Raw genomic sequence first — 21,851 nt, forward strand, 5'->3', positions numbered from 1 at the left:
GAAAAAGCAGCTTCTTGGAGCTGCTTTTTCGTTTTACTATCATGTCATTATCTTCTCCGGTTCCACTCTACCGTCCGGTATCCGATTAACAGATCGGCCCGTCCGGCCGGCGGGCGGTTGTACACCAGAATGTCATAATCGTTTTCAGTAGCCGCGTAATTTCCCTCGATAGGAGCTTCCTCCGGCTTTCCCTGTCCTCTGACAACCGTATAATCATAGTTGATTACCCCCTGCTTGATGAGGATTTCAACTTCATAATTTTTTGTTTCGGAATTGAAGGTCATACGGTTGCGGTCGTTCAGTTGCCACAAATTAAATGCACCATTGACATAATAAACCGCATCGGGATCTTCCTCGGTTTTTAATGAAAACAAAACAGGCGTGTAATCCGCTTCCACACTCCCGCGGCCCGATTCCCGCTGATCTACAACATATTGACCGTTGAAATCATCGATCTGAATGTAAGAACCATTTGCCCGCGACTTATCCGTGAAAAGGATCAGCCGCGTAAATTCGTCCGATCGCTCCATAGCATTAATGCCATAGCCGCGTCCCGATAATGTCCGGCTGTCGAAGTAGCGATATTCATTTCCGCCTGGAAAAGTGTTTTCAAGATCAAAAAAAGTGTATTCCAAAATCTGGTCAAACGGCCTGACATTGGTAGGCTTAAAACCTGATTTGGTTTGGTCCCAGCGAAAGTTTTTCCGCATTACGACCATCAAATCCGTCTGCGGCGCATTGAGCTGATAACCTTTATAAGTGATGGCAAAATCAATCTGCTGATCAGAAAATTGCTGCTGGATTCCCTGCGAAAACCGGGCCTTCGCCTCAATACTCACCCGCGTTTCATAGAGCATAAACCGCCTGCTCAAAACCAATTTCCGGTCCTGCTCCGAAAACACATAAATCACATAATTCCCGGAAAGTTTCAGCCTGGGCAGTTCGAGCCGATAGTGGAAATAGGGCACTTTAGTGCTGAAAGATTGCTCGTAACTCCTGACTGGATATTCATTGTACTCGTAGGTAAATTCAATGTCATTCAAATTCGATTTCGTCCAATCCGCATTACAATGCACGATTTTGGCGCGATAACCTTCAAACTGCGCAGACATATCGTCAAATTCAAGCACCAGGGGAGATTCACTTTGAAGCGGTTTAATAGCCGGGGTTAGAAGGCGGGTAGGATTTTCAGGATTATCAAGCGCAGGATACAGCAAAACCGTCCTGATTTTTTCATTATAAATAAAATCTTCCAGGCGCAAATTCGCAGGCTGCGCAAATAATGTAAGTGAAGAAAATAATAAGAAGACCGATAAATAAAGCTGCTTGACCATTGGAAAACTGGATCGTTTCTTGTCGCGGAAAGGTACGTATTGTTGGGGAAAGGTTTTGATCATCATTACTTATTTCTAAATTACAATATCAATGTCAGCACAAGCGATCATGGTGTATTCAGACCAAGAGTATCTGAAACTGGAAAGGGAAGCCGAGTACAAAAGTGAGTTTTTTAAAGGGGAAATAGTTGCCATGGCGGGCGCCGGTTTTAACCATAACCGGATCGTAGAGAATTTGTCGGGTGAATGTTACATTGCTTTCAAAGGCAAATCCTGCCAGACATTTTCAAGCGATATGCGGCTGCATATTCCTTTAAGTGGATTGTATACTTACCCGGACCTTGTTGCTGTTTGCGGGCCAATTGAATTCCTGGACGACAAGGAGGATACGATTCTTAATCCGGTAAGCATTTTCGAAGTATTGTCACCTAGCACTTCGGGTTACGACAGAGGTGAGAAATTTCACATGTACCGGAGCGTTCCGTCATTGAAAGAATATGTTTTAATCAATTCAATGTCAGTTGGTGCGGAGGTTTGGAAGAAAAATGGAGAAGATTTGTGGTACCTTTTTTCTGAGGCCTATAACCTCGAAGGTTCAATTGAAATTCCGGGAATTGGCTTGTCCCTCGAAATGGCCGACATTTATTACAACACCAACAATTTGAAATTCACATTACACCCATAAAACGAAGAAGAGGAAATCACCCGATTTCCTCTTCTTCGTTTACAGCTTATTTCCCCGCCAGCTCTTCCACTTCGAGCATCAGATTTTCCCAATCTTCTGTACTCTGTTCCAGCTTTTGTTTGATATCATTATAGAAACGCTTGACTTCCGTGAGCATCGTCGGATCATTGTAAATCTTCGGATCGGATAACTTTGTTTCCGTCTCCGTCTTCCGGATTTCCAGGTTATTGATCGTCGATTCCAGTTCCTCAATCTGCTTCTGCACCTTTTTTATTTTCTGGGCATCCTCGTTGGAAGGCGCTTTGCCATTACTTTTTGGCGCATTAGCAGGATGCTGGCTATTTTTTTGAGGTGGTGCGCTGCTTACCGTAACTTTTTCACTTACAGCAGACTGCAACCCACGCTCCTCGACCCAAGTCTCATATTCTTCATAAGTACCCGGATATTCCTTGATCTCATGATCCTCGATGTACCAGATCTTGTTCGCAATGTTCTCCACAAAATAACGATCGTGAGATACTACAATGTAGCTGCCCTCGTACTGCTGCAATGCCTGGATCAGAATGTTAACCGACTGCATGTCAAGGTGGTTGGTAGGCTCATCGAGCAGCAGGAAGTTGGCTTGCGAAAGCAATACCTTCGCCAGCGCGACCCGTGATTTTTCCCCTCCTGAAAGTACCTTGATCTTCTTAAAAACATCGTCACCTGTAAAAAGGAAGCATCCCAAAACAGTCCGTAATTCCGTCTCGGTTTTGGTCGGGTTGGCATATTTCAGCTCCTCGATCAGGTTGTGCTGAATGTTCAGCGATTCAAGCTGGTGCTGGGCGTAGAATGTAAATGAAACATTGTGGCCTAGTCTTCTTTTTCCTTCAATCTCCTCAGTACCAGCAACAACACGCAAAACGGTTGACTTTCCGCGACCATTCGCCCCGATGAGCGCAATCTTGTCGCCGCGCTCCATACTGATATTCGTGCCATCCAAAATGACCTTTTCGCCGTAAGACTTGGAAGCATCTTCCAGCTGAAAAACATGCCTGCCAGGCTGCGTCGTAAACTGAAAACGAAAGTGAACTTTTGCATTTTCGTCCACCACCTGATCCACCACGTCCATCCTATCCAGCGCTTTTACACGGCTTTGAACCTGGCGTGATTTGGTTGCTTTTGCTTTAAAACGTTCGATAAAACGCTCTGTCTGGCGAATTTTTGCCTGCTGGTTTTCATAGGCGCCACGCTGAATTTCGTTGCGCTCCTCTTTTTCTTCCAGATAGTAAGAATAGTTTCCAGCATAGTAATTCAGCTTTCCACCCGACACTTCTACCGTCGTATCTATTGTATTATCAAGGAATTGCCTGTCGTGAGAAACCACAATCACCGCACCCTCGTAAGTCTGCACATACTTTTCAACCCACTGAATAGAAGGTAAGTCAAGGTGGTTAGTAGGCTCATCGAGCATCAGGAGCGAAGGTTTTTGCAGAAGCAGCTTCGCCAACATTACCCGCATTCTCCAGCCCCCGGAAAACAACCTGAGCGGCTGGTGCAAATCGGTTGTCGAGAAACCCAGACCTTCTAGGATCGCCTCTGCTTTGGATTGCACCGAATATCCGTCCAGCGCCTCGAATTCATCCTGCACCTTCGCCAGCTTATCCACTAGCGCATCGGTATAATTATGCTCCATGTCATGCAGGATCTTGTCGATCTGCGTCTGGAGAATGTTCTGTCTTTCAAAAGCCTGCATTGCTACCGAAAGGATCGAATCGTCACTTTGGTAGGAGAGGAGGTCCTGGTTCAGAAATCCTATCGTGCAATCCCCGGCCTTGGAAATGTTACCGCCGTCCGGCTGGAATTCCCCATTGATCATCCGGAGCAATGTCGATTTTCCAGTTCCGTTCAGACCGATCAGGCCAATTTTCTGTTTGGGTTTTATATGTAGCGAGGCGCCGTCGTAAAGCGCGCGGTCGCCTAAATAATAGCTGAGGTTCGTAATCGCGATCATAGCTGCAAAGGTACGGGTAAAGATGCAGATAGTAAAAGTGCAATTGTTGGAATAGTGATAAACCAATCCTTATACCGCCGCGATGTTGCCGGATTTGATGTAAATTTGAGATATGAACGACCTCTTTCCCATCTTTATTAAACTGCAAAACCTTCAAACTTTAATCGTTGGCGGAGGTTATGTGGGTTTGGAAAAAATTACGGCGGTACTGCAAAATTCTCCGCTGGCAAATGTGACACTGGTTTCGCCCGAAATCAGGCCGGAAATCCGGGAACTCGCAGCATCGAATTCCCGAATTAATCTAATTGAGCGGAAATTTCAGGATGTGGATCTGGCAGGAAAAGATCTGGTGCTGGTAGCGACAAATGATAAGGAAGAAAATAAGCGGATTGCGCAAGTGGCCCGTGAAAAACACCTACTTGCCAATGTTGCGGATACCCCTGATATCTGCGATTTCTATCTTTCGTCGGTCGTCCGGAAAGGTAATCTCAAAGTGGCGATTTCAACCAACGGAATGTCGCCGACATTCGCCAAGCGATTGAAGGAAGTGCTGGGCGAGGCGCTGCCCGACAACCTGGAAACTGCGATGGAACAACTCAAAGCCGTCAGGGATATGCTGCAGGGCGATTTTGCCTATAAAGTCGACGAGCTTAACCGCATTACTTCCGTGCTGACTGAGAAAAAACCTGGACTTGAAAAATAGACAGTTAAGCATACTTGCGGTTAAAATGTTTTCGTTTTTTACCTCGATAATGCGTATTATTGAATCAGTTAAAATCTAAATGCCGCGTCCGCGGAAACCCGTTCACTTTGATTTAGACCTATACCCAGATATATGAATCTTTTCTACCGGATCAGTGGCCAGAGTCGGCACTTTGCATTGCTTCTTGCTATCCTTCTCTTATCAATACCATTTCTCCCCGCAACATTTGCTGCAGATATTGACATTAAGGGTACTGTCAAAAGCAGTTCTGGCGAAACACTCATCGGCTCGACCGTTCGCATAAAAGGTTCACAAAAAGGTACTGTCACCAACGAAAGAGGCGAATTTGTTCTTCAGGGTGTGAGCGACGCAGCTACTTTGGTCGTAACGATGATCGGTTTTTTACCCAAAGAAGTGAAAGCTGCTCGGGTCATGACGATCGAGTTATCTGAGGATGCAGTCGGTTTGCAAGACGTGGTTGTGACTGGTTTTCAGCAGATTGACAAAGATAAATTTACCGGCTCCGCAGTAACATTAAAGGTTGATGACGTCAAAATCGACGGCTTGCCGGACGTAAGCCGCATGTTGGAAGGCCGGGCTGCCGGGGTTTCTATCCAAAATGTTTCGGGAACATTCGGGGCGGCGCCGAAAATCAGGATACGCGGCGCGACTTCTTTAAATGGGGATAACAAGCCGCTCTGGGTAATTGACGGGGTTGTTCAGGAAGATATCGTGAACATTTCCAATGACCAGCTTTCCAGCGGCGACCCGACAACATTGCTAGGTTCGGCGGTAGCGGGGCTTAACCCCAATGATATTGAGACATTTGACATTCTGAAAGATGCCGCTGCGGCAGCATTATACGGAGCCCGTGCAATGAATGGTGTGATTGTGATCACGACCAAGAAAGGTAAAAGCGGCAAACCGACCATCGCTTACTCCGGAAATTTCAGCACGCAGCTTACCCCTTCTTACCGGAATTTTAACATCATGAATTCCGCGCAGCAAATGTCCGTGCTGGGCGAATTGGAGCGCAAGGGATACCTCACTTCCAGCATTCTTTCACAGCCCGATTACGGTGTTTACGGGAAATATTACAACTCGCTGAACGGTGATGCCGAAGGAAATTTCCTGCTGGAAAACACGCAACAAGCCAAGAAAGATTACCTGATGCGCTACGCCAGGGCCAATACCGACTGGTTTGACGTTCTTTTCAAGCAAAACTTCATTCAGGAACATTCACTCAGTGTTTCTTTCGGAACTGATAAGTCAAATTCTTATGCGTCAGTAAGTTATCTAAATGATAATGGCTGGACGATTGCTGATAAAGTAAAGCGGTATACATTCAATTTTAAAAATACTTACCAGGTTTCTGATAGGGTCAACATTGGAATTTCAACATTGGCTTCGGTACGCAGGCAGCAGGCGCCGGGTTCACTGAGCCGCAGAAGCAACCCCGTAGAAGGTAAGTACGACCGCGATTTTGACATTAACCCTTTCAGCTACGCCCTTAACACCAGCCGGACTTTGACGGCTTATGATGAAAACGGCAACCTGGAATATTTCAGACGGAATTTTGCGCCGTTTAACATTGTCAACGAGCTCGCTAACAACAAGATAAACCTGACGCTGGCCGACATTAAGTTGCAGGGAAACCTTTCCTATAAAATCACCGACCACATCAGCTACGACTTCATCGGTGCGCTGCGCTACATTCAAACCGGCCGCGAGCATCAGATTAACGAAAACAGTAACATGGCCAATGCTTACCGTGCGGCTGATAATTCGACGATTGCATTGGCTAACAAATACTTATATACCGATCCCGATGTACCCAATGCCTACCCGGTGGTGGTACTGCCGAGCGGCGGTTTTTACAACCGGAACGAGGACCAGATGCTTTTTTACAACATCCGGAACAACCTGCGCTTCAACAAAAAAATTGCAGAACGCCACCAGGTGGATCTTTTGGTAGGTCAGGAAATCAAATACACCAATCGCCAGAATTCCAACAATACCGGCTACGGCTTTCAGTATGGCCAGGGCGGTACCCCGTTTGTGGACTACCGGATTTTGAAACAAACCATCGAGAGCAACTTCCAATACTACGGCATGCGGATGGATTACGAACGTTTCGCGGCATTTTATGGAAGCGCCGGGTATACTTTGGATGATAAATACAACTTCACAGGCTACTTCCGCTACGATGGTTCCAATGGGTTTGGTAAATCGGCGCTGGCCCGCTGGCTGCCGACGTATACCATAGCAGGGTCCTGGAATTTCGACCAGGAGAATTTTATGAAGGGTTTCAAATGGCTGAGTATGGGTCGTCTCCGCGCCAGTTATGGACTTTCGGCAGATACAGGCCCGGCCACAAATACGGCTGTTTTGTTCCAAAGCATTATCACCCGCCGGCCTTATACCGACGAAAAAGAATCGGCAATCCAGCTTGCGTCGCTTGAAAACACGGAGCTTACCTGGGAGAAATTGTACAGCGGAAATGTCGGTCTGGATCTGGGGCTTTTCGCCAACCGTATCAACCTGACGGTGGACGGCTACATTCGTAACAGTTTTGATCTGATCGATCAGATTAAAACTTCGGGTATCGGTGGGCAGATTTACAAAGTGGCCAATTACGCGGATATGCAATCTTATGGGGTCGATTTCTCAGTGGATGGGGTACTTTATAAATACCGTGACTGGGATTTCAGATCGAGGATTACAGTCGGTTACGGCCGGACGAGGATCACGAATGTGGACAACAACCCCGGGATTTTTGATCTGGTAAAAGCAGAAGGCGCTAATGTGAAAGGCAAGCCCGTGAGAAGCTTATTTTCCATTGATTACCGCTCTTTGAACCCAAAAACGGGGGTGCCGATATTCTTGAATGAAAATGGTGAAGTAAGTTCCGATGTGTATTTGCAGGACCAGAATGTAAGCTACCTGAAATACGAAGGGCCGGTTGACCCACCACTCACCGGCGGTTTCAACAATACATTGACCTATAAAGACCTGTCCCTGAACATCTTCTTTACTTACCAGGCAGGAAATAAGATCCGCCTCAATCCTTTATACAAAGGAACATTCAGTGATCTGGACGCGATGCCGAGGGAATTTCTGGATCGCTGGGTCATGTCTGGCGATGAAAATTCGACAGCGGTGCCTTCCATTGCGGACAAGCTGGAACAGCAATATCTGGCCGGTACTTATCCTTACAACATTTACAATTATTCTACTGAGCGCGTCGCCAAAGGTGATTTTATCAGATTGAAGTCAGTTTCGCTGGCTTATAAAGTGCCACTTGTTTTGGCTTCCAAATATGGTTTCAAAGGCGCGAGTATCCAGCTTTCGTCCATCAATCCCTGGCTGATTTATGCGGATGCCAAGTTGAAGGGGCAGGATCCTGAATTTTTCAACTCGGGCGGGGTAGCGCAGCCGATACAAAAACAGTTTACAGTAGCACTTAAACTGACATTATAATGAGGGGCCGGATGATTTCAGGAAAAGATTTTACTATGGGTTTTAATATGAAGGCAAATATTTTCAAAAGGATACTTCTGATCATTCCCGTGCTGACTTTGGCGGGTTGCGAAGATTTCCTTTCGACCGAGCCGGACAGCACGAGAGCCACCATCACGACACCCAAACAGGTATCGCAGCTGCTCACTACTGCATATCCGCAGGCGAGTTACGTCACGTTTTCGGAAGCGATGAGCGACAATGTTGCCGATAAAGGTACGGGTACGGACGACAGGACAAACCGCGGTTCATTTTTGTTTGAAGCCGTGGAAGCAACTGTGGATCAGCAGGATTCGCCGGATTCTTACTGGGCCGAATGTTACCGCGCAGTGTCGGTAGCAAATGAGGCGCTCGACATTATCAGCAAGGTTTCGAACCCAGATCAGTATAATCCGCAAAAAGGGGAGGCGCTGCTGGCGAGGGCTTATGCACACTTTATGCTGGTCAATTATTTCAGTAAATTTTACGATCCGCAAAAAGACAATTCTTCGCCGGGTATCCCGTATGTTACTGAGCCTGAAAAAGTTGTTATTAAAAAATACGATCGCGGGACAGTCGCATCGGTTTATGCACAAGTTGAAAAGGATTTGCTGGAAGGCTTGCCGCTGATCAGTGACGGCAGCTACACCGTACCAAAATACCACTTCAACCGGGCGGCTGCGAATGCCTTCGCCGCAAGGTTTTATCTTGTTAAAAAAGATTATGCAAAAGTGATTGAATATGCCAACCAGGTATTTCCTGGCGGCAGTCTCGCCGCAAACCTCCGCCCCTGGAACACAACTTATGAAAGCTTGTCGCCGCAGGAGTTGTTCAACACCTATTCCCGCGCGACCGAAAACGCGAACCTGATGCTGGTGGAAACATCGTCCAACTATGGGCGCTATGTGGCCACGTACCGATATGGCATGAATTTCGCAAAGTGGCAGGAAATTTCGGCGGGGGAAGGGATCATCGGCGGATCGGCGAGCTGGACGTTTCCGCTGTATTCGCAGGGCGATAACAATTACCTGATCCCGAAACTGAACGAATATTTTGTGAGAGAATCCGTGAATGCAGAGATCGGTTTTCCGTATGTCATGTTGCCGGTTTTCACGGTAGAGGAAGTTTTGTTCAACCGCGCTGAGGCTTACGCTTACCAGAATAACACCGCAGCAGCACTAGCCGACCTGAATACATATGTCAGCAAAAGAGTTGGCAACTATAATGCCGCCACGGATGTAGTGACTACAACCAGCATTGCGAGATATTTTGGAACGTCGGTAGTGAGAACAGGGCTTATCAATACGATTCTGGCTTTCAAAAGAGTTGAGTTTGTACAGGAAGGCATGCGCTGGTTTGACATTCAGCGGTACGGGTTGCAGGTTCAGCATGTGACATTCGGCGGGCAGACCATCACTGTCCCGGCCGACGATCCGCGCCGGGTGCTGCAAATTCCACAATCGGCGACTATTTCGGGTATTGAACAAAATAGCAGGTAACCAGCAAAGAGATGAACATGATTTTTAAACCAATGTATAAACTAATACTCGCGCTGCTTTGCCTGGGCACGACATTGAGTTCCTGCAAAGAGGAAAAGATCGGGGACGTGGAGGACATTCCCGGACTCGGCGGTGATTCCTGGGCGCAGGGACCGGTCGATAAATGGATACTGGACAGCCTGACGACGCCTTACAACATTTCGGCGAAGTATAAATGGGACCAGTTTGAGTTTGCCAACATTACCAAAACGCTTGTCCCACCAGATGAAGCGCAGGTGATCCCGCTGCTGAGTACGATCAAGAAAGCGTGGACATTGCCGTATGTGCAGGAAGCCGGGCAGGTTTTCTATAATAAGTATTCGCCCAAATTTTTCATTCTTTCGGGAAGTAATGAATACAATGCAGAAGGCTCGGTAACATTGGGTACGGCAGAAGGCGGCCGTAAAGTGATTTTGTATGGGGTTAATTTGTTCAAAATCAAAGGTATGGCCGGGTACAATCCGGCGAGGGATTCTTCTTTTGTGAAAGACTGGTTTCTGCATACCATCCACCACGAGTTTGGCCACATTCTGCATCAAACTGTATTATATCCTGTTGAATTCAAGAACATTACGAAATCTTTATATCAGGGAGGAAACTGGATCAACTGGTCGGATGCGGATGCGCGGCGGGATGGTTTTGTGACAGCATATAGCTCTTTCAATTTCGATGAAGATTTTGTGGAAATGATCGCAATGATGCTGACGGAAGGTAAAGTTGGTTTTGATAAAATCGTCAACTCGATCCCGGAAGGCACCAGTCCACGCGGCGTAACGAAAGCGCAGGCGCAGGCTTCGCTGCGGCAGAAAGAGGCGATTGTTGTGGCTTATTATAAAAACACCTGGAAAATAGACTTTTACAGCCTGCAAAAAAGGGTTAGAGGGTCTATGAACAAACTTTTTTAAGACTTACATGAAGAATTCGATATTATACCTGCTGCTTTTGACCGGTGCTTTTTTCTCCTGCGAAAATAGCGATGACACTGTTTTTGAAGAGAGCGCTGACGCCCGACTCAATGCAGCCCTGGCTTCTTACGAAAAGCAACTCGTGGAAGCGACCGACGGCTGGAATGCAGTAATTTATCCCGCAGGCGGCGGCAGTTATGGGTTTTATTTCAAATTCAATGACCAGAACCGGGTCGTCATGTACTCCGATTTCGCGGACGCATCGGCTGGCACCTCCAAGGAAAGCAGCTACCGCCTGAAAGCCGTACAGACGCCCGCATTGATTTTTGATACCTATTCCTATCTCCACGTCTTGTCCGATCCCGACAGCGACGTCAATGGTGGTAATCTGGGCGAAGGTTTGAGATCAGATTTTGAATTCAGCATTTATCCTGATTCTGTAAAAGCTGACCGCATTGCGTTGGTTGGCAGGAAAAATCAAAGCAGGCTGGTACTTACCAGGGCAACTTCGGCGCAAGCTACGGCCTACACCAGCGGAAATGTTGCTAAAAGTCTGTTGTTCAACAACATTACCAAATACCAGACTTATTTCAAGCGCGTCACACTTGGAGCCACTACCTACGAAATTACGTTAAGCCAAAATGCCAGGACAATCAAGCTGAGCTATCTCTCCGGGACCACTGCCAAAACATTTACTACGGGATATTATTTCGGCGCAGACGGGCTCACATTTGTTACGCCCCTGGTGAATGGTTCGCAGACGATCACAGGTTTCAGTAATGTTAACTGGAATGCGAATTCGGTGCAGCTGAGTTTTTCAGGCGGTGGTGCTACCGGTACGGTTACCACGGCTACCAAGCCACTGATAGTGGATGTGACCGCTTCCAAAAGATGGTGGCAAAAGCCGATCGATTCAGGCGGTGAGTGGCGCACATTGGATGCATTTCATATCAATGGTGTCGATGACGCCTACGGTGTAAAGGACCTCAAATCCGACGCCGATGAATATGTTTTCTTTGTGTATCAACCAGGTTATAATGCCAAATATGATGTGTTTGCGCCCGTTTTCTATTCGGCATCTGCTAATCAGCTTTTATTGAAATATGGTTATGCACCCGCTGTTCCTTCATTTTTGTCCGATGGCCGCGTCGTGTTTTCCGAATATGGAACACTCGGGCCCGCGCCTACAACCGGCGCTGCCGCAAATTCTGCCAAGCTGCTTTATGATACCAGCGGCTTTTATTTAATCCAAACCTCAGACGAAACGTATGATATGGTAAGCGCCAAAGATGCCAAGGCGTGGATCAGCTGGCAGTAAGAATTAGCTTTTAAATAATTAAAATATAGCCTTAAAAGAAAGAAGCACTTCCATAACGGAAGTGCTTCTTCTATTTTGAAACAATACTTAAATGCCGGTTCCCTTAGTTATAACCTTCATTTTGTACCAAAGCTTTGTTCACGTCCGTCTCTCTCTGCGGAATTGGCAGGATCAGCCTTGGTGAGTTATAAGGCAGCGCGCCGATGTTCATCTTGTTACGTCTCAGATCGTGGAGCATGTGGCCTTCGAAAGCAAGTTCGAGGTGGCGCTCTTTGAGGATAGAAGCGAGCGTTACCGAAGTTGCCGCTTTCAATTTAGCCCTGGTTCTGATCGCATTAATGTCCGCCAGTGGTGTCGCACCCACATTGGTACCTAGTCGGAAATTTGTTTCGGCACGGGTCAGGTACATTTCAGCTAACCTGAATTGAAGCACGTTACTAAACTGATCCAAGTATTTCTGCGTGAAGGTATTGTTGGTAGGCGTTACAAAAAATGCCCCTCTCGCGTCCCCGGCTTCATATAATGCACGGTGTTTTGGCAAAACCCTGATATCACCACGGCCCGCAGTTCCCACAATCGAGCTGATGGTGGTGCCGAAGTACGTGTTCATATCGTTCACACCGTCCTGCTGGGTTACGATCATCGAGAAAATGTACTCCTCAGGATTCGCGCCGGCATTGTCCAGGAATGTGAAGAACAAGGATTCAAACGTCGGGTTCAGGCTGAATGCGCCTGATTGAATAACGCTGTTAGCTTCGTCACGCGCGGCGGCAAAGTTGGATTGCATCAGATAAACCCGCGATAGCTGCGCCATGGCCGCATATTTTGTTGCGTAAATGCTGTTTTCTTCGGGTAGCAAAGTTTTGGCAGCAGTAAGGTCCTCGATCGCCTGAGCATATACTTCTGCTACGGAATTACGCGGTACATCGTCTTCGTCGGTTACGCTGCGGGTAGGTTTCAGTACAATAGGTACACCCGGATTGGCCGCATTGTCGCCATCGCCCCAGGTTCTTGCATACAGGCGTACGAGGTCGAAATACAAGGAGCCGCGGATAAATCTTGCCTCTCCTTCAATGCGTTCCTTTTTATCCTCGTCCACGATATCCAGCGCCGAGAGCACATTGTTGCAGCGGTTGATCGCCACATAGGCGCCGGCCCAACTGTTTGCCGCACCCACATTGGCGGTCGTCATTTGCTTGTTATACATTTCCAGCAAATTCTGGAAAGTACCGCCAAAGCCGAGCTCGTCGCTGTTGCCCAGCAACTCGGAAGTGTACTGGAAGCCACCGCCGTACACATCGGCATCCTGCAAGCCGTCGTAACATCCGATCAATGTTACTTCTACGTCGCGGGAAGTACTTAAAGCCGCGTTTTCGTCGATACTCTGGGTTGGGGCAACGTCAAGTTTGCTGTCACAACCACTCATTAGAAATAGTCCGGCAGCGAGCGCCAGAGCATATATAGACAGGTTCTTTTTCATAGTTTGTAATAAATTGGCTTAGAAACCGATATTGATACCAACAAGCAAAGTGCGTGGCTGAGGGGCAGTGTAAAAGTCATTTCCCAAAGCAAATTTCAAATCTTTCGCACTCATATCATCCGTACTCACCTCGGGGTCCCAGCCTTTGTAATTGGTAAATGTTGCCAGGTTCAAAGCAGAAGCGTAGATCCTGACGCGGTCCATGCGGATCTTTTTTAGCAGGCTTGAAGGCAATGTGTAACCCAGCGTCATGGTGCGCAAACGGAGGTAGGAACCGTCCAGGATGTAGCGGGTAGATGCCTGGTTACCGTTTCCTCGGTAAAAACGTGCCTCAGGAACATCGGTGTTGGGATTCTCCGGCGTCCAGGCATTCAGCTGGTCGGCGGTTTGGTTATCCTCGTAAATTCCGTTGGCGGAAGAGTACTGGCCCACACCGTAAAAGTTGATCTTGTTGCCGCTCACGCCATTGAAAAACACGCTCAGGTCGATGCCTTTGAAAGAGAATGTATTGGTGATACCACCCACGAATTTTGGGTTTGGATTACCTGCCACCACTCTTTGTGCGCTGTTATAACCACTGTTTGTAACCGTGCTGCGGTCCAGTGCGCCATCGGTACCCTTTGTGTTTTTGTAAAACAATGCATCACCATTTGCGGGATCAACACCTGCGTATTCAACTGTGTAAAAAACACCTACGGGCTGGCCTTCCATCACGCGGCTCATGCTGCGGATACCACCCTCGATGATCTGTCCCTGAATGTCGATCACCTTGTTTTTGTTGGTCGCAATGTTGAAAGAGGTGTTCCATTTAAATGTTCCAACCAGGTTTTGCGTATTTACCACAAACTCCCAGCCTTTGTTTTGGAGCTTACCAACATTCGCGAACTGGGACGAAAATCCGGTCGTGTTCGGAACGTTTACTTCCAGCAGCAGACCTTTCGTTTTCTTTACGTAATAGTCGATCTCACCATTTATACGGTTGTTGAACAAACCAAAATCAACCCCAAAGTCAGTTTGTCTTGTTGTTTCCCATTTCAAATTAGGGTTACCCAGCTGCGAAGGACGCTGACCCGCCTGACCTGCATAACCTGCATCACCCGAGAACAATCCCAGCTGCGGGAAGTCACCGATCTCCGAGTTACCAGTAGAACCAATGCTGCCGCGCAGTTTCAGGAAGCTCAATGTCGGGTTGTTTTTAAGGAAATTTTCCTCTGTCAAAACCCATCCTGCCGAAACAGACGAGAAGGTACCGTAGCGCGAATTAGCTCCGAAACGCGACGATCCGTCGATACGTGCACTGGCAGAGATCAGGTATTTGTCTGCAAACTTGTAGTTCAAACGCAGGAAGTAGGAGAGGAACCGATAGTTGGTTTCACTGGAACTACCACCCGATTTCGTAGCCGCACTCGCGATTTTCTTGTAAGAGTCAGACGGGAACTGAGTTCCTTCCACAAAGCTGAATTTGCTTTGCGATTGCTGGTAAGACATCCCCAATGTACCATTGAATGTATGTGCACCGAATGCCTTGTCGTATGAGAAAAAGTTGTTGGTGTTATAATTCGTTACGAATGTGCCGTAGTTGTTACCCAAACCACTGCTCGCTGTGCTCACGTTCCGTACGTTCTGGCTTTGGTAGTAACCTTCCTCGTTTTGATTTAAAAGGTCGATACCCAGCTCACTTCTGAATTTCAATTCCGGCGTAAAGCTGATCTGCGCGAATGCATTGGTCAGGTTGCGGAATGAAGTTGCTGTGAAGCTCGCGTAGTTGATCGAAATCATCGGGTTGAAATACAGCGGAACATTCACGTCACCCGGGGGTGTTCCGGTCGGCAAGCCAGTTGCAGGATCTGTAAATGGCGTAAGTGGCGTCAAAGCAGCCATTTGCACAGGATTGGAAAATGCATTATCACCCGGCAAACGATGGTTGATCGTCCGCGCCAGGCCCATCGACAAGCCGATCTGCAACCATTTTGAAGCCTGGTGGTCCAGGTTCATACGTGCCGAAACGCGGTTCAGTTTGTTGCCGATCACGGTTCCGGTCTGATCCATATATTGACCTGACAAAAAGAATTTGGTCTTTTCATTTCCACCATTCAACTGAAAATCCAGCTGCTGCATCGGGCCTTTTTTGAAAGCCTGATCCTGCCACAGATATTCCTTCTGATTGGGCGTGTTATAGGTACCTAAGCTGTAATAGTCCAGAAATCCGCCAGCGCCCAACATATATTGGGTGTAAGAATCGGGATCAGAAGGATCGACACCATCGATTTTGTCGCGGTTACCAGCGGCCATGGTGTAGAATTTCACGTATTGATCCGCATTCAAAAAGTCCACTCTGCGTGTAGCTTCCGAGGAGCCAATCTGGTAGTTCACGCTCACATTGGTTTTTCCGGCCTTACCACGTTTGGTCGTGATCAGCACCACACCATTTGCTGCACGCGAACCATAAATTGCACCAGCCGACGCATCTTTCAGGATTTCGATAGACTCAATGTCATTGGAGTTGATATCTGCCAGCGGGTTGGTTGCGCCACCATTGTTACTCAGGTCGGTAGTGGTAATCGGCATACCGTCAACCACATACAGTGGCTGGCTGCTTGCGCTGATCGACGAGTTTCCGCGGATACGGACATTGATCGCCTGTCCCAATTTTCCTGAACCGCTATTGACATATACGCCCGCAGCACGTCCCTGCAAAGCCGCATCGACACTCGCGACGGGCATGTTCTGAATTTCGGAACCCTTTACCTGGGCAATGTTACCCGTCAAATCACGCTTGATCTGCGAGCCGTAACCCGTCACAACGATTTCATTGAGGCTGCGCGAATCGCTTATTAGCTTGACATTCACCTCGCTCTGACTTCCCACGGTAATCTCCTGCGCCACCATTCCCACGAAACTGAAAACAAGTACGGATGTTGATGAAGGGACGTTGATGGCGTAATTACCCTCTGCGTCAGTTTGGGTCCCGGTCGTGGACCCTTTCAACTGGATCGATGCGCCCGGCAGGCCGGAATCATCGTCAGTCGTTACTTTTCCAGTGATTCTCATGTCCTGTGCGGCGGCAGGAAGCCATGTAACCACGCACATCAAGAATGCAAAAAGCAAAGATTTGTTCATGAACGTTAGTTTTGTTAATACGAAGTTTTCTAAAACAAAGATAGGCTTAATGCAAAGTCAACCAAATTATGTTGCGACTTATTTCAATATACCTATGCTAAGATTTTGTTACTATTTTTTGAAATAAATTCACTTTCCCGCGCTGGAACCGCGGTTGCTACTTTTTAGAGAAGTTGGAGGGGGATTGCGCTAAGTTAAGAAATTGGATTTTTTTACCAATACTTCCCTTTCTGAAATCGAAATAAAAATCCGCGCAATGTGATGAGAATGTGATTAATAACGGTAGCCGGAAGACCGAAATGTTTGCGCAGAACAGCAAACCGGTCGATGAGGGAGCGGCGGTGATTCTGGACCGACAGTCCGCCGGTCAGATAATTGCATAAAACAAAAGGCAGAAATGTTGTTCTGGTGGCAACTTTTAGGCAATCGATTTCCCAGCCAATGTCGGCGCTCAGATTGGTATCATCATACAGCGGCGCAATGTCTTTTCTGACAATAAATGCCTGGTGACAAACTTTCATCCCCAGCGCAAAATCCTGCCATTTGAGGTTTGCAGGCAGTTTATGCGGGGTAGCAACACTTCTTAAACCGATCTCGCTGCCATCTTCCCGGACCATCATGGCGTCACTGTAATATACGTCATCGCCTTTTTCCAATGCAGGCAGGAGATTCGAAAGAACATTTGGGTCGCGCATTTCATCGCCGGCATTCAAAAACCAGATGTATTTCCCAGTTGAGAGCCGGAGACCTTTATTCATTGCATCATACAAGCCACTGTCTTTTTCAGAAACAATTTTTGAAACAACATCCTCATATCCGCCTGCAATCTTCAAGGTTTCGTCCCGTGATTTGCCATCAATGATCAGGTATTCAATGAGATAAGGTTTCGTCAAAACTTTCAGCGCATTTCGCACGCTTTGCAATGTGCGCCCGAGATATCGCTCCGCATTAAACGTGACGGTTACAATCGTGAGCAGCGGCCTATCCATGCAGCAGGGATTCGTAAAGTTGGAGATATTGGGCCGTCACAACCGGCTCAGCGTATGAGGCAAGCACTTTTTCTCGCGCATTTTCAGAAAGTTTGCCATTTACATTGTGATCCAAGACCCACTGAATGCCCACTGCCAGGTCGGGTATTGATTTTGTTTCTGCGACGAATCCATTTACCTGATGATCAATCATTTCCGGAATCCCGCCCGTCGCAAAACCTACCGCGGGTGTCCCGCAGGACATTGCTTCCATGACGGTATTCGGCAAATTATCTTCCAACGACGGCACGACGATCATATCAGCAGCATTATACGCGTCGACCATCTCTTCGGTTTTCGTGATTTTGCCAAGATAATGTACCGGAACTGGGAAATCCTGAAAAACCTGCGGATTGGCTTTTCCAAAAATCAATACTTCCAGATCATTAAACCGCGTATCGATCCTGGTCAGCGCTTCTTTGAAATACAAAAAACCTTTCCTGGGGTCCTGCGTATTGGCACCAGCAAAAAGGACCAGCTTTTTATCAGTAGGTAAGTCCATTTTCTGCCGGATTTCGGTTTTTTTCAAAGGCTGGAATAGGGTAGTATCAATGCAGTTGGGGATACTCTGTGACTGAATTTGCTTAGTGAGCGCGGCGGTTTTTACAATGTTGTCCAGCCAGTTACTTGGCGAGATCAATGCCATTTTCGCCAAATCATAAATCCGCTTTTTTGCTTCAAATTGGGAAAATGAAATGTCGTAGCGGTCCGGTTTGGCGAGAAACGGGCAGTAAGAACAATGTGACACGTAATGGTCGCAGCCGCGATTATAGTGGCAGCCGCCGGTGAATGTCCACATATCATGCAAAGTCCAGACGATTGGCTTATCCAAGGAAAACAACTTTTCCAGCGACGCAAGAGACAAAAAACCGAAGTTAACCCAGTGTAAGTGAATGATATCGGCCTGCAAAACCAGCGGATGCTGGCTAATATCCGCGCCGACCGCGGCGGGTGAAAATGCAAACCGGACGCGCTTATCTTTTTCCTGCGGTAAAAAATAGAGTCTTTCCGCCACAAATCGGCCCCAGGCTTTTCGGTTTTTCCAGGAAGTATTAGCCAGCGGCGTCACATTTTTCTCGGGAAACTGGGACGTGTGCACCATCATATTCGACTCAATACCAGCTTTTAACAGTGCCCGGTGTAACCTGGTTGCCGCCACGCCGGCCCCTCCTTCCAAATGAAATGTACTTAAATGAAGTACCATGTAAATTGCCTGTTGACGTATTTTTGCCGGAGGTAGTCCAAGAGCGAACCGGGTAAAATTAATAGTTATGCGGTTAAATAATTTTTATTCCTTAAAACTATCTTTATCCGAAATTAAGTAATCCCGGGACGATGTCTAACGAAAAGCGGAGCCACGAGGCGCATTCTGAGTGGTACGAAGTGCAATATGCAACCAGTGAGGCGAAGGATAGGGCGATTGAATTGTGGGAGTACGACAATGCAAACAAGACGATCAACCACTGGATCCACCAGCGCCAGCTAGCGCTGACCGATCCTTTTGTCAACGAGCCAAAATCTTGGCTGACAGTAGGTGACGGTTATGGATTCGATGCCAATCATTTCTTCAAAAAAGGCCTGGATGTGACAGCTACCGACATTTCAGGAACATTTCTGCCGCTTTCAAAGTCGAGGGGTTTTCTGAATAAATATTCCATCGAGAATGTTGAAAAGCTGAGTTTCGCTGATGAAAGCTTTGATTACATTTTTTGCAAAGAGGCCTATCATCATTTTCCAAGACCGTATCTGGGCGTTTATGAAATGCTGCGTGTCGCGCGGGAAGCTGTCATCCTCGTAGAACCCCACGACCCGATTTCCAAAATGCCCTTTTTGCTAGCATTAAGGAATATTTTTGACCGCTGGGACACTTCACTTTTACAGAAATACTGGAAAAACAGATACTCCTTTGAAACAGTTGGAAACTACGTTTTCAAACTTTCGGAGCGTGAAATGGATAAGCTGGCCAACGGTATGGGACTGCCGGCCGTGGCATTCAAAGGCATCAACAACAACTATTATCATCCTTCATATAGCCAGGAAAAAGCAGATAACTCTTCTGCGGCCTTCCGCAAAATCAGTCGCAAACTGGCTTTTCATGATTTCCTGGTAAAATTTTCGCTCATGCCATCGCAGGTTTTGTGTGCTGTCATTTTCAAGAAATTACCTTCTCCGCAAGTGATGGAAGCCATGAAAGCGCAGGGTTTTCAGGTTCATATTTTTCCTTTGAATCCGTATGCGAGCTGAATCTTGAGATCACAAACTGTGATCTCAAGATTCACTATTTACTATTTACATTATCGGACATTGCGACTCTACTTCAATCTTGAGGTCACAATTTGTGACCTTAGACATTTTACTTTCTCAAAAACCGATCTGATTTCTGTCAGATTGAGGTGAATCCAGGAGATATTTTAGCGCCTGATGAATGTCTTCAAACTTGACATGCATTTCGTTTTCCAACTTTTCGATCCGAATTTTAAGCTCTTCCGAATCAAGATAATGCTGCCGAATCATGACAAAGGCGCGCATGATCGCAATGTTTACTTCCATCGCTTTCTTGCTTTTGAGCACACTGGAAAGCATGGCGACGCCTTGCTCCGTAAATGCGAAGGGTAAGTATTTGCTATAATTTCCACGACCAATCTCTAAGGTCACAATTTGTGACCTTAGAGATTGGTATTCTTCCTTAGTCAGTTCAAACATAAAATCATCCGGAAAGCGATCGAGATTCCGTCTGACAGATTGTTTTAAGACTTTTGTCTCAACTCCATATAATTCCGCGAGATCAAAATCTAACATTACCTTAAACCCCCGAATTGTTAAAACCTTCTCCTGAATGACTGCTAGTTGCATAACGATGTTGTTAAAGAGAGACCACTTTAATGCAGTACGCTTGCATTCCACATTGGTAACGGAAGTTTCTCAGATTTTTTGTCGGGGTAAATATTCCTAGTTTTAGGGCTTGTAATAGATGTAAATCCTGATGCTAACAGAACCCGGAAAGAGAATTGCAGTGATTGGACTTGGCTATGTGGGGCTGCCGCTCGCTGTCGCTTTTAGTAAAAAATATGAGGTGCTTGGGTTCGACATCAATCCGGTGCGGGTGCGTGAGTTGAAGGAAAATTATGATGGTACCCGGGAGGTCTCTGAGGAAATATTGGAAAATGTGGCGAACCTGCGTTTTTCGGACAGTGAACAGGATTTACAGGAATGTAACATCTTCATAGTCACGGTGCCCACGCCCGTGGATCATTATAAAAAGCCTAACCTGGTTCCGCTGCTGAATGCCAGCGCAATGATTGGGAAAGCATTGAAAAAAGGTGATTTCGTGATCTATGAATCGACGGTTTATCCGGGCTGTACCGAGGATGATTGCGTGCCGGTGCTGGTCAGGGAAAGCGGACTGACATTCAATGTCGACTTTTTCTGCGGTTACTCCCCTGAGCGGATCAATCCAGGGGATAAAGTAAATACATTGACCAAAATCAAAAAAGTGACGTCGGGCTCTACGCCGGAAGCGGCGCGGATCATTGATGAACTTTATGGGTCTGTGATTGACGCGGGGACTTACCTGGCGTCCAGCATTAAAGTAGCCGAGGCTTCGAAAGCGATTGAAAATGCGCAGCGGGATGTCAATATTTCCTTTGTCAACGAGCTCGCGCTGATTTTTGATAGGATGGATATTGATACCACCGAGGTACTAGAAGCCGCAGCGACAAAGTGGAATTTTTTAAAATATAAACCGGGACTGGTTGGTGGACATTGCATCGGCGTCGATCCTTACTACCTCGCTTACAAGGCCGAATCGCTGGGTTATCATCCGCAGGTGATCCTTTCGGGACGGCGGGTGAATGATACGATGGGGATTTTTGTGGCGAACAAGCTGGTCAAGCTCATGATCAGGAAAGGGCATAAAATTGAGGGTAGCCGCGTGTTGATTCTGGGCATCACATTCAAGGAAAACTGTCCGGATATCCGAAATACGCGGGTTACGGATGTTTATCGCGAGTTGAAGGATTTTGGAATGCAGGTGGATGTCCACGATCCCTGGGCCGACCCCGCGCAAGTAGCCCGGGAGTACAACATTGAGTTAACGGATAACCTGCTGGATAAGTATGAGGCAGTACTCGTCACAGTAGCCCACGATGCTTTTCAAACACTTGACTTCAAGAAATTTACCAATGATAATTCAGTGATTTTTGACCTGAAATCGATCTTGCCGAAAGAAATGGTAGATTCCCGGCTCTGA

The 21,851-nt window shown here is 47.0% G+C and carries 15 protein-coding genes; 8 read left to right on the plus strand and 7 right to left on the minus strand.

The window, feature by feature from the left end; translation table 11 throughout:
• Positions 1-47 precede the first annotated feature (47 nt).
• Positions 48-1,334 carry a type IX secretion system plug protein gene (locus tag FEN17_RS15850; protein ID WP_138366951.1) on the minus strand — a complete coding sequence of 429 codons (1,287 nt, stop codon included), beginning with the start codon at positions 1,332-1,334 and terminating at the stop codon, positions 48-50.
• Positions 1,335-1,425: 91 nt separating this feature from the next.
• Between FEN17_RS15850 and FEN17_RS15855 the strand changes: the two genes are divergently transcribed.
• Entirely contained in the window at positions 1,426-2,019 is a 594-nt protein-coding gene (locus FEN17_RS15855; protein ID WP_138366312.1) for a Uma2 family endonuclease, read from the plus strand.
• 46 nt (positions 2,020-2,065) lie between these two features.
• Here FEN17_RS15855 and FEN17_RS15860 read toward each other — a convergent pair whose 3' ends face one another.
• A complete protein-coding gene (locus tag FEN17_RS15860; RefSeq protein WP_138366313.1) occupies positions 2,066-4,012 on the minus strand; it encodes an ABC-F family ATP-binding cassette domain-containing protein in 1,947 nt (648 codons plus the stop codon).
• A gap of 112 nt (positions 4,013-4,124) precedes the next feature.
• Here FEN17_RS15860 and FEN17_RS15865 point away from each other — a divergent pair, with 112 nt between their 5' ends.
• The 5 genes from FEN17_RS15865 (at position 4,125) to FEN17_RS15885 (ending at position 11,974) form a co-directional block, all read left to right on the plus strand.
• The gene (locus tag FEN17_RS15865) at positions 4,125-4,715 is read left to right on the plus strand and encodes a precorrin-2 dehydrogenase/sirohydrochlorin ferrochelatase family protein (protein WP_138366314.1); all 591 of its coding nucleotides are present in this window, start codon (positions 4,125-4,127) and stop codon (positions 4,713-4,715) included.
• Positions 4,716-4,847: 132 nt separating this feature from the next.
• Positions 4,848-8,195: a SusC/RagA family TonB-linked outer membrane protein gene (locus tag FEN17_RS15870; RefSeq protein ID WP_138366315.1), complete on the plus strand. Its 3,348-nt coding sequence runs from the start codon at positions 4,848-4,850 to the stop codon at positions 8,193-8,195.
• A complete protein-coding gene (locus tag FEN17_RS15875) occupies positions 8,195-9,712 on the plus strand; it encodes a RagB/SusD family nutrient uptake outer membrane protein (RefSeq protein ID WP_229208838.1) in 1,518 nt (505 codons plus the stop codon). Before FEN17_RS15870 ends, FEN17_RS15875 begins: the two co-directional genes overlap by 1 nt.
• 32 nt (positions 9,713-9,744) lie before the next feature.
• Entirely contained in the window at positions 9,745-10,656 is a 912-nt protein-coding gene (locus tag FEN17_RS15880; RefSeq protein ID WP_229208839.1) for a zinc-binding metallopeptidase, read from the plus strand.
• A 7-nt stretch (positions 10,657-10,663) separates the two neighbouring features.
• Positions 10,664-11,974, plus strand: a complete 1,311-nt coding sequence (locus FEN17_RS15885; protein WP_138366317.1) for a DUF4302 domain-containing protein — start codon at positions 10,664-10,666, stop codon at positions 11,972-11,974.
• Between the two features lie 103 nt (positions 11,975-12,077).
• Here FEN17_RS15885 and FEN17_RS15890 read toward each other — a convergent pair whose 3' ends face one another.
• From FEN17_RS15890 to FEN17_RS15905, 4 genes are all read right to left on the minus strand, one after another.
• Positions 12,078-13,454 carry a RagB/SusD family nutrient uptake outer membrane protein gene (locus FEN17_RS15890; protein ID WP_138366318.1) on the minus strand — a complete coding sequence of 459 codons (1,377 nt, stop codon included), beginning with the start codon at positions 13,452-13,454 and terminating at the stop codon, positions 12,078-12,080.
• Positions 13,455-13,472: 18 nt separating this feature from the next.
• The gene (locus FEN17_RS15895; protein ID WP_138366319.1) at positions 13,473-16,574 is read right to left on the minus strand and encodes a SusC/RagA family TonB-linked outer membrane protein; all 3,102 of its coding nucleotides are present in this window, start codon (positions 16,572-16,574) and stop codon (positions 13,473-13,475) included.
• A gap of 212 nt (positions 16,575-16,786) precedes the next feature.
• The gene (locus FEN17_RS15900; RefSeq protein ID WP_138366320.1) at positions 16,787-17,563 is read right to left on the minus strand and encodes a glycosyltransferase family 2 protein; all 777 of its coding nucleotides are present in this window, start codon (positions 17,561-17,563) and stop codon (positions 16,787-16,789) included.
• Positions 17,556-18,806 (minus strand): glycosyltransferase family 4 protein, encoded by a 1,251-nt coding sequence (locus FEN17_RS15905; RefSeq protein WP_138366321.1) that lies wholly within the window; start codon positions 18,804-18,806, stop codon positions 17,556-17,558. Before FEN17_RS15905 ends, FEN17_RS15900 begins: the two co-directional genes overlap by 8 nt.
• Positions 18,807-18,937: 131 nt before the next feature.
• On the opposite strand from FEN17_RS15905, the gene FEN17_RS15910 reads away from it, so the two are divergent.
• Complete coding sequence (locus FEN17_RS15910; RefSeq protein ID WP_138366322.1) at positions 18,938-19,846, plus strand: class I SAM-dependent methyltransferase; 909 nt, start codon at positions 18,938-18,940, stop codon at positions 19,844-19,846.
• A gap of 117 nt (positions 19,847-19,963) precedes the next feature.
• Here the strand turns inward: FEN17_RS15910 and FEN17_RS15915 are convergent, their stop codons facing one another.
• On the minus strand, positions 19,964-20,455 hold the full coding sequence (locus FEN17_RS15915) for an ORF6N domain-containing protein (protein WP_138366323.1): 492 nt from the start codon (positions 20,453-20,455) through the stop codon (positions 19,964-19,966).
• A gap of 130 nt (positions 20,456-20,585) precedes the next feature.
• Here FEN17_RS15915 and FEN17_RS15920 point away from each other — a divergent pair, with 130 nt between their 5' ends.
• A complete protein-coding gene (locus FEN17_RS15920) occupies positions 20,586-21,851 on the plus strand; it encodes a nucleotide sugar dehydrogenase (RefSeq protein ID WP_138366324.1) in 1,266 nt (421 codons plus the stop codon).

Origin of the sequence: Dyadobacter luticola (genome assembly GCF_005860805.1) — a bacterium.
In the GTDB taxonomy this organism is placed as follows: Bacteria; Bacteroidota; Bacteroidia; order Cytophagales; family Spirosomataceae; genus Dyadobacter; species Dyadobacter luticola.

Coding starts and splice junctions, on each gene's coding strand:
- FEN17_RS15895 (WP_138366319.1), bottom strand. CDS start 16,574: ATGAACAAATCTTTGCTTTTTGCATTCTTGATGTGCGTGGTTACATGG.
- FEN17_RS15855 (WP_138366312.1), top strand. CDS start 1,426: ATGTCAGCACAAGCGATCATGGTGTATTCAGACCAAGAGTATCTGAAA.
- FEN17_RS15860 (WP_138366313.1), bottom strand. CDS start 4,012: ATGATCGCGATTACGAACCTCAGCTATTATTTAGGCGACCGCGCGCTT.
- FEN17_RS15850 (WP_138366951.1), bottom strand. CDS start 1,334: ATGGTCAAGCAGCTTTATTTATCGGTCTTCTTATTATTTTCTTCACTT.
- FEN17_RS15905 (WP_138366321.1), bottom strand. CDS start 18,806: ATGGTACTTCATTTAAGTACATTTCATTTGGAAGGAGGGGCCGGCGTG.
- FEN17_RS15880 (WP_229208839.1), top strand. CDS start 9,745: ATGTATAAACTAATACTCGCGCTGCTTTGCCTGGGCACGACATTGAGT.
- FEN17_RS15890 (WP_138366318.1), bottom strand. CDS start 13,454: ATGAAAAAGAACCTGTCTATATATGCTCTGGCGCTCGCTGCCGGACTA.
- FEN17_RS15875 (WP_229208838.1), top strand. CDS start 8,195: ATGAGGGGCCGGATGATTTCAGGAAAAGATTTTACTATGGGTTTTAAT.
- FEN17_RS15865 (WP_138366314.1), top strand. CDS start 4,125: ATGAACGACCTCTTTCCCATCTTTATTAAACTGCAAAACCTTCAAACT.
- FEN17_RS15915 (WP_138366323.1), bottom strand. CDS start 20,455: ATGCAACTAGCAGTCATTCAGGAGAAGGTTTTAACAATTCGGGGGTTT.
- FEN17_RS15900 (WP_138366320.1), bottom strand. CDS start 17,563: ATGGATAGGCCGCTGCTCACGATTGTAACCGTCACGTTTAATGCGGAG.
- FEN17_RS15870 (WP_138366315.1), top strand. CDS start 4,848: ATGAATCTTTTCTACCGGATCAGTGGCCAGAGTCGGCACTTTGCATTG.
- FEN17_RS15885 (WP_138366317.1), top strand. CDS start 10,664: ATGAAGAATTCGATATTATACCTGCTGCTTTTGACCGGTGCTTTTTTC.
- FEN17_RS15920 (WP_138366324.1), top strand. CDS start 20,586: ATGCTAACAGAACCCGGAAAGAGAATTGCAGTGATTGGACTTGGCTAT.
- FEN17_RS15910 (WP_138366322.1), top strand. CDS start 18,938: ATGTCTAACGAAAAGCGGAGCCACGAGGCGCATTCTGAGTGGTACGAA.